General features: G+C 57.5%; 9 protein-coding genes and 3 pseudogenes. 2 read left to right on the forward strand and 10 right to left on the reverse strand.

What is annotated here, in order from left to right; genetic code table 11:
* Window positions 1-41: 41 nt before the first annotated feature.
* Window positions 42-1745: a phage integrase family protein gene (locus tag E1J61_RS30700; RefSeq protein WP_133097644.1), complete on the forward strand. Its 1704-nt coding sequence runs from the start codon at window positions 42-44 to the stop codon at window positions 1743-1745.
* A gap of 853 nt (window positions 1746-2598) precedes the next feature.
* On the opposite strand, the gene E1J61_RS30705 is transcribed toward E1J61_RS30700, so the two are convergent.
* Together E1J61_RS30705 and E1J61_RS38705 are read right to left on the reverse strand one after the other, a co-directional pair.
* The gene (locus tag E1J61_RS30705) at window positions 2599-4365 is read right to left on the reverse strand and encodes a DUF262 domain-containing protein (RefSeq protein WP_133097645.1); all 1767 of its coding nucleotides are present in this window, start codon (window positions 4363-4365) and stop codon (window positions 2599-2601) included.
* A 132-nt stretch (window positions 4366-4497) separates the two neighbouring features.
* The gene (locus E1J61_RS38705) at window positions 4498-4623 is read right to left on the reverse strand and encodes a hypothetical protein (protein ID WP_256376147.1); all 126 of its coding nucleotides are present in this window, start codon (window positions 4621-4623) and stop codon (window positions 4498-4500) included.
* Between the two features lie 778 nt (window positions 4624-5401).
* Between E1J61_RS38705 and E1J61_RS30710 the strand changes: the two genes are divergently transcribed.
* A complete protein-coding gene (locus E1J61_RS30710) occupies window positions 5402-6361 on the forward strand; it encodes an Abi family protein (RefSeq protein WP_133097646.1) in 960 nt (319 codons plus the stop codon).
* A gap of 451 nt (window positions 6362-6812) precedes the next feature.
* On the opposite strand, the gene E1J61_RS30715 is transcribed toward E1J61_RS30710, so the two are convergent.
* From E1J61_RS30715 to E1J61_RS30755, 8 genes and pseudogenes are all read right to left on the reverse strand, one after another.
* Window positions 6813-7538: a hypothetical protein gene (locus E1J61_RS30715; RefSeq protein ID WP_133097647.1), complete on the reverse strand. Its 726-nt coding sequence runs from the start codon at window positions 7536-7538 to the stop codon at window positions 6813-6815.
* Window positions 7539-8905: 1367 nt separating this feature from the next.
* A pseudogene (locus E1J61_RS38970) lies at window positions 8906-9037 on the reverse strand (H-NS family nucleoid-associated regulatory protein); the annotation flags it as partial.
* A gap of 8 nt (window positions 9038-9045) precedes the next feature.
* Window positions 9046-9870 (reverse strand): annotated as a pseudogene (locus E1J61_RS30725) (DNA-binding protein); the annotation flags it as partial.
* Between the two features lie 86 nt (window positions 9871-9956).
* Window positions 9957-11003, reverse strand: a complete 1047-nt coding sequence (locus E1J61_RS30730; protein ID WP_133097648.1) for a hypothetical protein — start codon at window positions 11001-11003, stop codon at window positions 9957-9959.
* 367 nt (window positions 11004-11370) lie between these two features.
* Window positions 11371-12108 (reverse strand): hypothetical protein, encoded by a 738-nt coding sequence (locus E1J61_RS38465; protein ID WP_243737053.1) that lies wholly within the window; start codon window positions 12106-12108, stop codon window positions 11371-11373.
* 770 nt (window positions 12109-12878) lie between these two features.
* Window positions 12879-13322: a hypothetical protein gene (locus E1J61_RS30745; protein ID WP_133097649.1), complete on the reverse strand. Its 444-nt coding sequence runs from the start codon at window positions 13320-13322 to the stop codon at window positions 12879-12881.
* A 114-nt stretch (window positions 13323-13436) separates the two neighbouring features.
* Window positions 13437-13712 (reverse strand): H-NS family nucleoid-associated regulatory protein, encoded by a 276-nt coding sequence (locus E1J61_RS30750; protein ID WP_133097650.1) that lies wholly within the window; start codon window positions 13710-13712, stop codon window positions 13437-13439.
* Window positions 13696-14344, reverse strand: a pseudogene (locus E1J61_RS30755) (hypothetical protein); the annotation flags it as partial. The pseudogene E1J61_RS30755 and the gene E1J61_RS30750, both read right to left, overlap by 17 nt.

Genomic DNA, 14344 nt, shown 5'->3' on the forward strand with positions numbered 1-14344 from the left:
TCTTATCGTAATGGATGGGTTTTCGGCTTAAACTGGCAGACATGAAAACGCGCCAGACCCCGCCCCCACTCTCCAGCGCCGCCGAATCCCCCGGTTTTCCCGATGAGGCCGCGCTTGCCGCGCTGCGCGCGTGGTACGCGGGCCTGTCGTCCCGCGCGGCGGTGGAACGCTATCTGCCCCATGCCAAGGCACCCGGCCAGTCGGCACGCGGCATCCTTGGCCGAGTCCGCCGTCAACTGATCGCGTTCGCCCAGCACCGACAGCGCGCCGACCTGGCCGACCTGTTCCAGCAGCCCATGAGTGAACGGCTGCAGTGCGCCAGTGCTGTGGGCCATGCGATTGAGGTCCTGCGTTCCCTTCCAGCCGCCCAGCCGCAGGTTACGGACGACATTGGGCTTTGGCTGGTGCCCCGGACCGTGCGTGCCCTGCGCGCCCAGGGCATCCAGACGCTGGCGGACCTGACCGTGCGGGTGCCGCGCCGGCGCCGCTGGTGGAGTGCGATCCCGGATTTGGGGCAGGCGAGCGCGCGGCACATCGAGGATTTCTTTCGCGCACACCCGCAACTGACGGAGCGGGCACGCGCGCTGATCGTCACCGCGGCGCCGAGCGCGGTGGTGCCGTGGGAGCGACTACGGCTGCCGCACGAGGTGGACGGCGCGCGGGGCAGTTTCCGGGCACCGCAGCAGGCCTGCACGCTCGACGCCTCCAACGACTACGAAGCGGTGCAGGCGTGGCTCGCCTTGCATGAGGCACCCACCACGCAGCGCGCCTATCGGAAGGAAGCCGAGCGGCTGATCCTGTGGGCGATCGTCGAACGCGGTCGCGCGCTGTCATCGCTCACGACCGAAGACGCGATCGCCTATCGCGGCTTCTTGCGACGGCCGACGCCGCGCGAGCGGTGGGTCGGGCCACCGCGAGCACGTAGCGCCCCCGATTGGCGGCCGTTTGCACGAGCGCTTTCGGCCCGCTCGACGGCGTACGCGCTATCGGTGCTGGGCGCGTTGTTCCGCTGGCTGATCGAGCAACGCTACGTGTTGGCCAATCCGTTTGCCGGGATCAAGGTACGTGGCCGCACTCGCGTCGCCGCCCTCGATACCTCCAGAGGATTTACCGAGGGCGAATGGCTGCTGGTGCGTACCATTGCCGACGGCCTGGAATGGTCCTACGGCTGGGATGCCTCCGCAGCCCAGCGCCTGCGCTTTATTCTCGATTTCGCTTATGCCACCGGCTTGCGCGCCAGCGAACTGGTCGGCGCAACCTTGGGCGACATCCACGTGGATGAACACCACGACCACTGGCTGCACCTGATCGGCAAGGGCAGTCGACCCGGGAAAGTGGCGCTGCCGCCACTGGCACGCTCGGCGCTCGACCAATACCTGGTGCAACGGCGGCTGCCGGTGACGCCGGCCCGTTGGGATCCCAAGACGCCGCTCCTCGCCAGCCTGGACCAGGATAATGCGGGCAATATTACCGGGACCCGCCTCTGGCACGTGATGCGGCGCTTCTTTGGCCAAGCCGCCGACGTGATTGCACCCGATAGCCCGACAGCGGCCGAGAAGCTGCGCCGGGCCAGTCCACACTGGATGCGGCATACCCATGCCACACATGCGCTGGCCCGCGGCGCGGAATTGACCAGCGTGCGCGACAACCTTCGTCATGCTTCGGTGGCCACGACCTCGATCTACCTGCAAAGCGACGAGGTCAAGCGGGCACGCCAGATGAATCAGGCCTTCGCCGCCCGGTAGCCAGCACTCGGCGGGGCACCAGACGGCTTAGCGTGCAATATTTTCCGTTTTCTGAAGCGACCCCTAAGTGCGCCCGCACGTATTCCGCCTGCGCCTCCGAGGTGAATTGGATATAGCCGTCTCCAACCTCGTGATTCCCCGCTTGAATCATTAGGGAATCAGCGATTGCCGAGACGCCGCGCTCGGCCCTTGCTTTCCATGCATCGAGGTTGAGGCCGGCGTTTTGACACAGTTTCTCACGCAGGTTATCCATTTCTGTTCCTTGTTATTGATTGTTGCGGACAGGACATTGTGCCAGCTGTACGTGATCGCTAACCGGGGTCATCGTACTTTCCGTGCATTTTCTGGCGGTAGGCAGAGAAAAGGGCTTATCTATCAAAAGCTTACAAACACTCCTGGCGGCGCGTGATTTATTGCGCCGGAAAGCCTTGCTACAGGCGGGACTGCGGTCAGCAACCGTCATGTTTTTTTCCGGAAAGTACGACGACCCTTTATCATGTTTTTTTCCGGAAAGTACGACGACCCTTTTTTTGGCGCGCTCTCCAATTCGAAGTTGAAGGACGGGGATCGCCGGCCCATCCCGCGCCACCTGCTGTTCGTCGCGCCATGCTGGAGACGGCAGGCGTACCCCGACTGAAGTCGCGCAACATGGCCGACGCGGCGGCTTGGTTTCCTGACCTGGTCGCGGCCCCATCAGACCTCCCTGCCGGCTATATCGTGGACGGAAAGGTCTGCGTGCTAGATGACGAAGGCGAGCGCTCGCGCGACTGGATAAAGATCAAGCGTCCAGGTGCGGTGCCACCGAAACGGTTTGCTCGCTAGTCGGGAATTGGAGGAATGAGCCCAACTTTTACTAGAAGCGCTGCGCCAGCCCGGCTATCTGCTTAGCGGTGGCGGCTTGCTCAGTCGAGTCCCCGTTACGCCAGTAGATGTCGTCTCCGTAGTACGAAAGCTCCTTTTGCGGCGGGACAGTGAATACGATTACGCCCAGCCCAAAGTAGGAGTTGAAGTCGATGTGTGAAAGGATCGAATCGCGAAGTGCAACGGACAGCGGAGAATGTTTGACTGCATCCTTCCACTTCGTGTAGTAGTCTTCCACCGAGATTCCAAGCACCTTAGCTTCTCGCACTACGCCGACAACATAGCGCTTGCCCACCTTCCTCGGCTCGATGGCGTCCAATTGTCTGACCCTAGCTGCGTCCGCGTCCTTGTCTGTTACCCCGATCAGCACCTTGCCATCGCGCTGTGGTCCGTTATTCGCAATTGCACACAGAGTCTTGAGAACTTTTTCAATCAGCGCGTTATCTACTTTGCGGTCGTTTGCGAGCGTCAACATTCCTTGTTTCAACTCATAATCAGAAAGCTCGATTTCCGATCGCCGGATTGCCGAATCAATGTCTACCGTGGCGTGGTTGCCGTAAATCTGCTTGTGCACACTCCCTTTGACAAAGCCACCGACGGCCAATCCCTTCACGGTATCGATATTTTTTCGCCGTTCCGCAGGAGAGGTGGCAGCTCGACCTACCTCAATGCGATTGGACAGCCCAGTGAGGGCTTTTTTCACCGCTGATTGATCGGTCATTTTCATGCCATCTTTCACAATCAATTCGTGAAAGGCGATAAGGATAATGGCGAAGACCGCTGGGAACGCGTTAGTTGTGCCTTTCGGGAAGACGACGTTCCGGAGCTTAGCCGGGCCGTCTGCATTACAAACTGCGAGTATCTGGTCTAGGCAGAATTTGAATTCCTCAGCAAACTTCTCTGCTCCGTACACTCCAAGGGCATTGTTCACCCTATCGCTCTCGGCAGTTGTGGAGTCATAGATCGCATCAAGTGCGTCTTTCGAACGCTCGATCAGTTGACCGCCGACAATACAAGCAGCAATGTCAGCGATGCATTGCTCATCCATACTATCTCGGAGATCGGTTGACCGAAGCACACCTTGCTCGACCCATACCACCTCATCAGCCTTGACCTCGTAATTGTGCTTTGCCATGGGGAGGTCAATGCTGATACTAGGCATCGACTTGAGCGGGAGGACGTCCGCAGATGCGTCACCTCTCACACCGCACGCTATCGTGCGGACCATCTTCGAGAACTCATTCTCCACCCCTGCTTGGCGGCGTTCTTGGTCGCTAAGGCGATGTCCGTAGGTGTTGATGCGGCCAAACACATCATTCACCTCATCATCCGTTGCATTCCGCATCACAGACAGGGCGAGGTTGTAGTCTAGAACCGCGCTTACTTCCTTTTGGCTGATCCAGTTTTCAGTTTCAGCAATGGAAAAAAGGCCGACATCTGCGTTGGCCTTCGCCGTGGGGAAATGCTTGACGTCAAAAAAGCGTGAGTCCAGCGTTGAAAATCCAGTCTCAATAAACGAAACGATTGCATGCAAGCGCTGAAGGCCGTCGATAATCTCGTAACCGTCGCCCGACTTCCTTTCGGCGATCAGAATCGCGGGAATCGGATAGCGCTTTACGATCGACTCGATGAGACGCTGTTTCTCTTCCAGAGTCCAAACGAGCTTGCGCTGATAGCGCCGATTTACGAAAAGCTTGTCCTCGCGGTACATTGCGTAGACCGATTGGATCGAGACAGGTTGGGAGGCGAGTTCTGACATGGCCCTTCGACGGTCAAAAGAACCTATCTTAAACCATCTTAGAGACGGCCCTGCCCGCCGTTAAGCTACTCGGGTGCCGATGCTCATTGAGGCTGTGACGCTCCCGACGAGGGAGAGCACGGCGCCGAGAGTTTATGCAGCGTCGTTCGCGTAGCCGCTGGCGTCGGTGATGCCGGCCAGCAGCAAGCCGGATGACTCGAGCACGATGGCGGCGCCCCAGAAGGTTTTGCTTGCAAGGATCGACTTGGTGTCTTCCATGGCGGACCTCATACAGTCAAGGTGACAGGAACAAGCGCGCAAACCAGCCGCCCCCGCTGGGGGAAAGTTGGAAGCGATTATGGATTGCAAGGCGCGCGCTGTAGCAGCCACTTTGGCTGTCGACTGACCTCATTGACTGCGCAGTCGAAGACGAACCTCGACAGCGGCCACGGCAGCAGATGGGGATATGCGCGCTTGCTGATGCCGTATTTCGTTCCGCCGCAGAGGTCGACCGTCGGGTCGGGGTTTGTGTACCCAGCTACGATGCCGACGACGATATCGAACGCGCGCGAAGTAATAGTCGTCGCTCATGGTGCATGCCCGAGCGTCAAGTGCTCGGCAACAAGGAAGCGTCGCCAAACTGGCGGGCTCAGGCCGCGCAGAGAAATTCGAAGTTGAAGAACGAAGATCGCCGGCCCAGGATCGGAAGTCATGCGCGCATTGTAGGTGCCCCATTGGCCTCTCAGTAGCGGTCCGGCCGTCAGCTCCCGTTTTGACGCGCCCTCTAAACCGACGGACCATCGTTTAAAATAAGGCGATATGTGCTTAAATAGTAACATATTCCGCGAAGCAAGTGCCTCACAGCTTACATGTGGCTTTATGGCGACGTTTTGGCGAATTCCTTGTGTGCGTTGCCCGTGGCGCATATGATCCTCGCGCACCGGGTGGGGTCCTCAGTCCACACAGGCTATTGCAATGCACATAGAGAGCCCCTACAATGTAATCAACACACCCCGCCACACTTCTTGCCTTCGGGCAAGGTCCCTCGAGAGAGAGAGTGCAAAAGGCGGGGTTTTCTTTTTTCAGAATGAAGTTTAGCAAGCCTGCTTTCACTTCCAATCAGTTGATCACGAAGCTGGTTGCTCAGGGCTTCGTGATCGACCCCGCGGACTCCGCAACCGCGCCGCGCTATTTTGACTATATTGGCGCCCATCGCATTAAGGGCTACTGGTATAGTTCTGTGGATCCCACCACTAAGCAATTTAGACGGGGGCGGGAAAATTTTCAGTATTTGGTACAGCAGGTAAGCTTTGACGACGAGATGCGTGCGTTGCTTTGGTGCGTCATTGGAAAGGTCGAATTAGCAGTTCGGTCTGCGATGGCAAACTACTTGAGCACACAAGTTTCGCCACATTGGTTCCTGGACCGCTCCCTTTTCAAGCATACTCGGGATTGGAGTTTCGGCCAAATTCTTCGTAAGATTGAGGACGAAGTTGGCCGCCTCAATGAACGAAGAGCGGTCAAACACTACTTCGATAAATACACAGATCCGTATTTGCCGCCCAGTTGGGTTATGAGTGAATGCGTTACCTTGGGATTTTGGTCACGTACTTACCAAGCCTTGGCTGATTCTTCACACAAGAAGACGATTGCAGGTAAATTTGGCGTCAATCAACCGACCGTATTTGAATCCTGGCTGCACAGTGTCACATACTTGCGCAACCTGGTCGCACACCACGGGCAAATTCTAGGCGTGCAGCTTCGGATTGCCCCGCAAAACTATAAGGGCACGCGGCAAAAAGGCGGCACAAAAGGAACGTCTGGCGTAAGCTTGCACTTGGGTTCCGATACGAAGAGTCTCTACGCTGCGGCAAAAATGATGAACTTTCTCATCAATAGGACTCATTTACCAAACAGCTTTAAGGCAGATTTACTTGGAATTTTCGCGAAGTACCCCCGAAACTTCATGGCGGCAGTAGGTTTTCCTGTCAACTGGGCGACAGAGCCGGGCTGGTAATATGGTCCTGGGTTCTTAAAACTGCTCCACTGAGGTTTGCGAGAGGCAGTCGCTAGGATAACAGCTTTATATAAATAATTATGAGTAAACTTGAACAAGACGAATGGCGAACAGCCGCTCGGAACCTAACGGATGCAGAACGAAAGTCTGCGCTAGAAAATCGGTTGGAGTACGCGCAAGAAACCGAAGCGGGAATTATCAGACAGCTTCTTGGGGAGGAGCAGAAGCCGTTAACAACGAAACAGCAAATCGTATATCACGACCATATTGAACAATCGCTAGTGGAAAGATGCGGAATTCAAGGTTGCAACAACTTTGTTCCCGCTGGAACCGCCTTCTGCCCGAACTGCGATGTCGAATATGGCGGCTAGTTAATATCCACGTACGACGAAGTCGCGGCCGACCAAGATATTAACGCCCTTTCAGATTACGAAGAATCTCGAAGATTCTCTTAATTACTGCCCTTCGCTTGTCGAAGCACTTCATTAAGTTCGTTTCCGGTATCGACAATTATTTTCGATATTCGATTGAACGCGACTTCGAGAAATCGTTCAACTTCACGTTCTTCATAACGGATACCTTCGTATTCGAACCGTTGAAACTTCAGTGAAAAGTTCTCTGACGCGGATGAAGTCATGTCTAGCCAAAGACCGGGCTTCACAAGGCTACGGTGCTTGCTATGGTTTGCGAGCGCGTTAAGGTACTCTTGGTGCTCGTGCGTGGAAAGTAAACCAAAGGTCTCACCCAACGATCGATAACTAGGAACAGATTGCAGCCGCTCCATAACGGATCGCATACCCACCTTTCTCTCATTTAACGGGTGCGAGCTTAGGTTGATTCCAAGAGAGTAGTAAATAGCATGAGCAAAGATATCAGCAATCGCATGCAGACTTTGTACGCATGCCACCACGTGGGCGCTCACATTCCCGACGGCGGAATCAAATTCACGCTGCTCCTCGCGTGATTTTCCACCAAACAACGCGATCAATTTACTTTCGCCGGGTGAACAGGTGAGTTTATTCGTTAAAATTCCCCTCACCTCGTGGTAGTGAAATCGAGCATGCTCGCAACGATCAATTACTGAGCCAAGACACTCGCGTGACCGATCAAGCTGATCCCCATTTCCGAATTGATGGCGCACGAGATTGCGCGTTTCCTCAAGATCCCAAGTCGGCATTTTTGACAGTCTGGTAATAGGAGACGGGATAATATTTCACAGATTAAAAATCCATTTCGCGAATGGAGGGACGACTAGCTTTCGTCCGCCAAGGTCCGCATGCATTTATGTTGCACCCCAAGCCTCCAGTATTGACGAGAATGTTATGGCCAAAGTATATCTTTGGGCGGCGCTTCCGTCCCGTTTTTATCGTGGCATTGAATTACTTCACATTGACCATCTGGTTGATGGTTGCCTGGCTTGCACGCCCTTTGCGTAGTTGAAATTTCATCATATGATCGGGCCGGCCGGTACTCCAGCTTGCCCACGTCGGCAAAGGAATGGCCGGCACGTTCCCCTACGATCACTTCAAACCAGCCGTCCTGGCGGCGCCGGTGGCCGGCCCGCCGAAAATAGCCGCCGAGATACGCCAGCCGTGTTAGATACCCATGCGATGACGCTCTGCGGGTGATAATGGATTTTCAATCGCTTCGCGATATGCCGCCACGCATTTTCTATAAAACTCATGATGATATTTCTTGAGCGCGATTGCCACAGGCTCTCCGTAACTAACCCAAAATATGTAACGAACTGCGGATAGGGTTATTGAGCTTCGGAAACCAGTGGGGAGATGAGTTTCTGAATTCATAGGAACGATAAGTCCTCCGTGCCCGGCGAACCCATGCTCTCCAAAGGTTTCCCTATAGGTCTCATACGTTGGATCTAGATCGATATGTAGAGATATCGGATTGCTATCTACTTCTCCCAAGGCAAATTTACTTACTGCTAACGGTCGAGGACCATGCGATTCGGCCACGTGACAACATAGAAGTTTTCCAAAGTATCGAAATACATTGAGATATGATTCTGAACCCATTTCATACTCTGGCATGCTGAATACCAATGACGGATCCGTTCCCTCCAAGACCAACGCTGCGACCAGGGCATGAAATCGATCAAACTCGCGATCAGGCGCTTGGGTGCGCGTACTATTACACGACGTGCACACCCGAGCCGAAAAGTGAAAGGCTCGGGATTTTGGGCCTTGCGCGGGACGAGGATTGCTAGTCTCATCGAAACGGCCAATGACCATCGCGGCCTTCCCAAAGATCGTACGCAAAGCAGAAGCCTTTATTTTGTGTTCGCCCGTAAGAGACGCAGCAGACCCGCACAGGCAACAACGGTCAATCTGGTACTGCTCGAAAAAAATGTCCATCGGCAGGAGTCCTTGTAATCCTCGTATGTCTGGAGTTTTGCCGCCGCTGGTCGCTCAGTTACTGAGCGACCTTAATAGAGGGGGCCGCCCGGGATTCCGCAAAAATCCGTCACATCCTCTGCAAGCCTATGATTGAAAAGTAAATTCATTGCTTGCAGCAACTGGGCTTTATTTATCCGGCCCGGTAAAACGCCTTACTCTGCCCCGCATTGACCGCCCGCCGCAGCCAGTCCGGCATGTCGCCCTGCCCGTCCCAACTTTGCCCCGCCGCGTTGCGGTAGCAGACCACTGGCGGTGGCACTGGTGTCGTGTTTCGCCGGGTGCCTTCTTGTCGGTCGGTGCCGGGCCGCCGGCCTTGCGCCGCCGCCCGCCACCCTCTCGCTCGGGCGGCCCCATCCGCAATTCTGCCAGCAACGTTGACGAACTTGCGCTGCGCCTGCTCGGCGGTCGCGAGCCGATCGGCGAGCGCCGCGGCCTGGGCCTCGAGCCGGGCGCGGACCTCGGCCTGCTCGACGCGTCGCGGGCCTCGCTGCGCGCCGCCACCAGTTCGCGTAAGGCGCGGCGCTCGCTGGCCTCGCCCCGTTCGTGGGCGAGCGTCACCTGCTCGCGGGCGTGCTCGAGTTCGGTCGAGAATTGGGTACGCAGTTCCGCCAGTTGCCGCCCGGCGGCGTCCAGTTCCGCCCGCCCCGCTTCCAGCCGGGCCTCGGTCGCCGCGTGCGCCTGCCGCTCCGCGACCAGCTCCGCCTGCACGGCGTCGTGCGCGTCGCGCGCCTCGGCCAACTGCGCCGAGAGGGCGGCCACCTCCTCCCGGGCCGCCGCGGTCTCGGTCCGCGCGGCGTCGCGCTCGGCCTCGGCGACGCTGGCCGCATGGCGGGCCTCGGCGCGCAGCGTGGCCAGCTCGCCGGTGGCGGCCTCGTTGGCCGCCTGCCAGATGGTCTGCACCGCCCCGGCCGCGATGTCCTTCAGCGCCTCCGGCAGGTCCGGATGGTCGATGGTGACGCGCGTGCGCCCGCGCAGCTGCAGCCAGAACGCCTGCAGCACCTCGGCCGGCGTGCCCATGCTGCCCTTGCGCACCAGCCTGTAGAGCTTGTTGGCGGTGGGCGTGACGCCGTAGCGGAAGAACAGCAGGCCGCAGACCTAGCGAGGCTCCTATCTCAGACTCCCCCTCTGCTTTATGCCTTCGGGCCAAGCGTGCTGCCACTCCGCATCGCTCCCCCCGTTGGTCAGAGACGATTCAACCCCTGAAAACTGACTGCACCTTGCTCATCGAAGGAAAAGGTAACCAATCGCAACCTAAGTTCAGTCACGATGATGTCGACGACGTGCCTCATTGGAGGTTCAGGCAGAACGATAATTTGGACTACATCTTTTCCCGTGAACTTCCTTGCCGGAGAAGCATGGACCGAAAGCTGGCCTATAGCCGTATAGACGCTCTGAGTATCAGCAGCAGTCTTTACTTCGAATAGAAGTGCACGTTTCTTTTGCTCCACCACCAAGTCAATCTCACGAGACTTAAACGCCTCGCCCTCATCGAGAAGCTCATTTCGCAGGGCCTCCACGATTTTCCCGTGGTTTGATTTGCTATATATCCGCTTAGGCTTATAAGATTTTCTTTCCCCCGTGAATTCCTTGAAATAGTCCTTGAGCTTATCAAAGCCATCTCTCTTGGACCGCTTCTCTTTTGAAATAGAAGGGGAGTCAAACCTAGCATCCTCATGCTCTTCCACTTCGACGCCGCGTACGGAATCGCGCAGCTCAATAGAAAATTCCCCTATATCTCGAAGAAGACTTCTTGATTCAAGATCAGCAACCAATAGAAATTCTGTCGATTTTCTCCCAGACTGCGCTTCCACTACATGCGACGCCATCGCATCCAGAGCGACTTCCTTCGGAATTCTATTTATAACGGTAACGATACCACGGTGCGCGAGGGAAATTTCTCCCGTCTCGATTTCCTCCAAAAACGCACCACCCAAGCTCTTTTTTGCCTTATTGAGTGCATAATTAAATTGAAGATCAATAAGAAGAGTATGATTTGCGCCATACTTACCTCTGCCAAAAAGATTAACAATTTCCTCATTGTTTTTCCAGCTGCAATACCATACTGAATCTTCCCCATTATTGAGAAAATTTACAGGACGAGTAGTGTGGCCGCTTGGGTATCCAATGATTCGCTTTTCGCGAAACTTCCCCCCTCTAATTAGCGCTGCGCTTAATTTTTTATGATGTTGCTGGATCAGCTTTGAATCATCTACTTCTCTGTAAGTCATGCAGTGTCTCGTTAAAAAGAGTTAAATCTTGCCCCAGCTAGGCCGGCCGGCCTTTCTGCGATTGTCGGGATCTTGTATGATCTCCGTCGAGAGTACCGCATGCCCGCGTTTCCCAAACATCAAACAATTGGTCTCGGTGCAACTTGCGACGTTAGAAAGCCAGGGCTGGACTCTGGGACGGTAAGTAATTGATTTTTTTAGATTTTCTACTTGGCTTTACCTGACAATTTCTGCTTAGCCTGGAACGGAACACCTTTCATCAGGGCGTGAAAGGGTATCTGGCCCAGCCCGCCGCGCAATGGGTTCGCGAACCGTCGGATACTGCACCAAGGCCAACCCCTACGAGCGATTACCGGCAGCTAGCGGCTCAGAGCCATTTGGGCTTCTTCAACACGATCTTGGGCTTCTTGACGCTGACCTTCACACCGCCAGCCTGCACTTCGACGTTCTTTTTGCCGACAGTGACCGATGGGACGCCGGTGGCCTTGTCGATCACCTTTTTGATTTTGTCCTTGTCCGCCTTCGAGACCAACGGGATGTTGGTCACGACATCCTTAACCATCTTGTTGGCGACCGCGTGAGAGACGATCACGCTCGGGCCAAGCGCCGCGAGCACATTGCCCTTCTCGATCTCGTTAGCCAGCGACGCGCACGAGACGTCGGCGTACTGGAACGCATAGGTGCCGAGTTCGGTCGCGCCCGGGGTCCCGGTGATGGTGCCGACCACCGCGATGGTGGCGCCGCCGTATGCCCCTGCCGTGGCACACGTCTTCTGTGCTTCACGCAGTTGCTTTCGCTTTACCAAACCGTAGAACACCCGGTCGTGCTCGCTGGTCGGCGTGGGATTGACGATGATGGTTGGCTGCTCTTCGCTGTCCTTGGGCGTCTGGCAGCTTTGCCACGTTGCGTCCAAGAACACCCGTTCGGTCGGGTCGAGCGCGATGTAGACGTCCTTACTGAATTTGATCTTGTCGGCCTCCTCGCACGAGTAGGCGGTTTGCACGGCGGCAAAGGCGTTCATGTCTTCGGCGGGTGCCGTTGGTTGGGCTTGCGCCAACACGGCGCCCGAGCATAACGTCAGAGCCAACGGAATCAACTGCTTCACGGATATCTCCTTTGTGGTGATTGTTATGGGTGGTGATGGGTGGGCAGGGGTGGCGATGGCCACTCAGGGGCCATTTTGCCAAGCGATCTGGCCGCCTAGTTGCCCGGCCGTCTCGCGTCACCGGTTTGGCTTGCAGCACCAGCGACCCGTCTTCCACTCTATCGACGAACAGGAGCCCGGGCGCGCCGGCGAGGAGAGTGGACCGGGCCTTCGATTTTCGTACGCCAGTCCGCCCAGTCGCACAAGACCTTGAGAGCCTGCCGATCTTGCTAGATGTAGCCTGCTGCAGTAATTGCCGTGTGCTTGATGTTTTCAGACATGGAGGGGAGCGCCGATGCAGACCAGTTTTTTGTGTCAGGACGCTACGAGAAGTCCGCGATCCGGCTGAACACGACCATGCAGAGAGATGCTGGGGTTTCCCCAAAACCCGGCGTATCCTCTGCAAGTCCATGATTGAAAGGAAAATTCATCGCTTGGAGCAACTGAGCTTCGTTTATCCGGTCCGAAAAGCATGGCTTGCGCCCTTTTTGCGTAGGAAAGGCTACTGGCCATGAGCATGCATACAAGGACTGCCGAAATTATCCTCTGCATGCACGCCCTGCCCCGCATTGGCCGCCCGCTTTAGCAAGGACGGCACCTCGCCCTGCCCGTCCCGGGTCAGTCCCTCGGCGTTGTGGTAGCAGACCACTGGCAGTGGCAGTAGTGGCGGACGGGGGGGATCGAAGCGTGCCGCGGGTTCCAGCTCCCGCGTCGGCATCTCGCTTGACCGACTATAGGTCGTGCTTACCCGTCAGATGATCGAGCATATCAGCTGCGCGCTTTGAAATCGCCCCCGAACCATCCTCCGCCGAATCAGTGTAGTACCGTGCAGCCTCGACGACTTGAAGCTGCAGGTACATCGGCGCGACCGCCTCGAAGGGCTGACCGCCTGGAAATGCAACCTGAATGTTTTCGTGTTCTTCATCGTCTGGGTCGGGAATGGCCTGGACGATCGCGCCAGTCAGCGCGTTGATTACCCTGTTCTCTTTGTGCGGCTCCAGCAAAGCCGGCATGAACTGAGGCAGCTGCGCAAGCGCATCTATATAGCGTTGACTTTTTGTTCGCATTCTTGACCCAGTAATAATTTCTATGATTTTGTGTTGAGACCAGCAGCAGATCTTCGTTGACTTGCTGATAGCGCCGTCCGCTCCGGCAGCAAAGGGGGTGTTTCTCATTGCAGCGCCGGGAAGGGGAGTGGTCGACGAGGCTCTGAAGTCTTACAAGCGGACTTCTGCGAGGAAACCCTCCGTAAGTAGGGCACCGCTCCTTCCCCAAGGCGCTGCGATGCGCTATCCAATCCGGAAAAACTCCACCGACTGCCCCGCATTGACCGCCCGCCGCAGCCAGTCCGGCATGTCGCCCTGCCCGTCCCATTTCAGTCCTTCGGCGTTGCGGTAGCAGACCACCGGCGGTGGCGCGGGTGGGGGCGGCGGTGGTGGAGGTGGCGGTGGGGGCGGCGGATCGAAGCACCCCGCCGCTTCCAGCTCCTCCATGGTCAGCCCGTAGTCGGCCATCTCCGCCTGGATCCAGCGGATCGCCGCCTCCCGCTCAGTTTTTGCTGTCATCGCTGCCGTCACTACTGTCGTTGCCTTCGTCCTGATTGTTGGGTAGCGCCGCCCCCGGCTCGTCGCCCTGTTCTTCGCCCAGCTCATCCTGCTGAGCTTCCCCCTGACCGTCGCCCTGCTCTTCCGGCGCGGTCGCCGCCGAACTGCCGCCCTTGCGCCGCCTTCCACCACCGCCACCGCCGTCGCGTTCGCGCGGCGCGACGCGCAGGGTGGCCAGCAACTGGCGCGCGAGCGCCGCTTCCGCTTCGGCCCGCTCGGCCCGGCGCTGCGCCGCGGCGAGTTCCGCCTGCACGGCCTCCAGGTCGCCCGCCGCCTTGCGCTGCGCCTGCTCCGTGGCCGCGAGCCGCTCGGCCAGCGCCACGGCCTGCGCTTCCAGCTTGGCGCGGCCCTCCGCCTGCGCCACCGCCGCATCGCGCGCCTCGCTGCGTGCCGCCGCCAGTTCGGCGCGCAGGTCTTCGGCCGTGCGCTCGCTCTTCTGGCGCGCGGTGCGCTCCTGGTCCAGTTCGCGCAGGCTGCGCCGCTCGCTGGCTTCCGCCCGTTCCTGCGCGAGCGTCACGGCCTCGCGCGCCCGCTCCAGCTCCGTCGAGAATTGGGTACGCAGTTCCGCCAGTTGCCGGCCCGCGGCCTCCAGT

Origin of the sequence: Cupriavidus sp. L7L, assembly GCF_004353535.1 — a bacterium.
Taxonomy (GTDB): domain Bacteria; phylum Pseudomonadota; class Gammaproteobacteria; order Burkholderiales; family Burkholderiaceae; genus Cupriavidus; species Cupriavidus oxalaticus_A.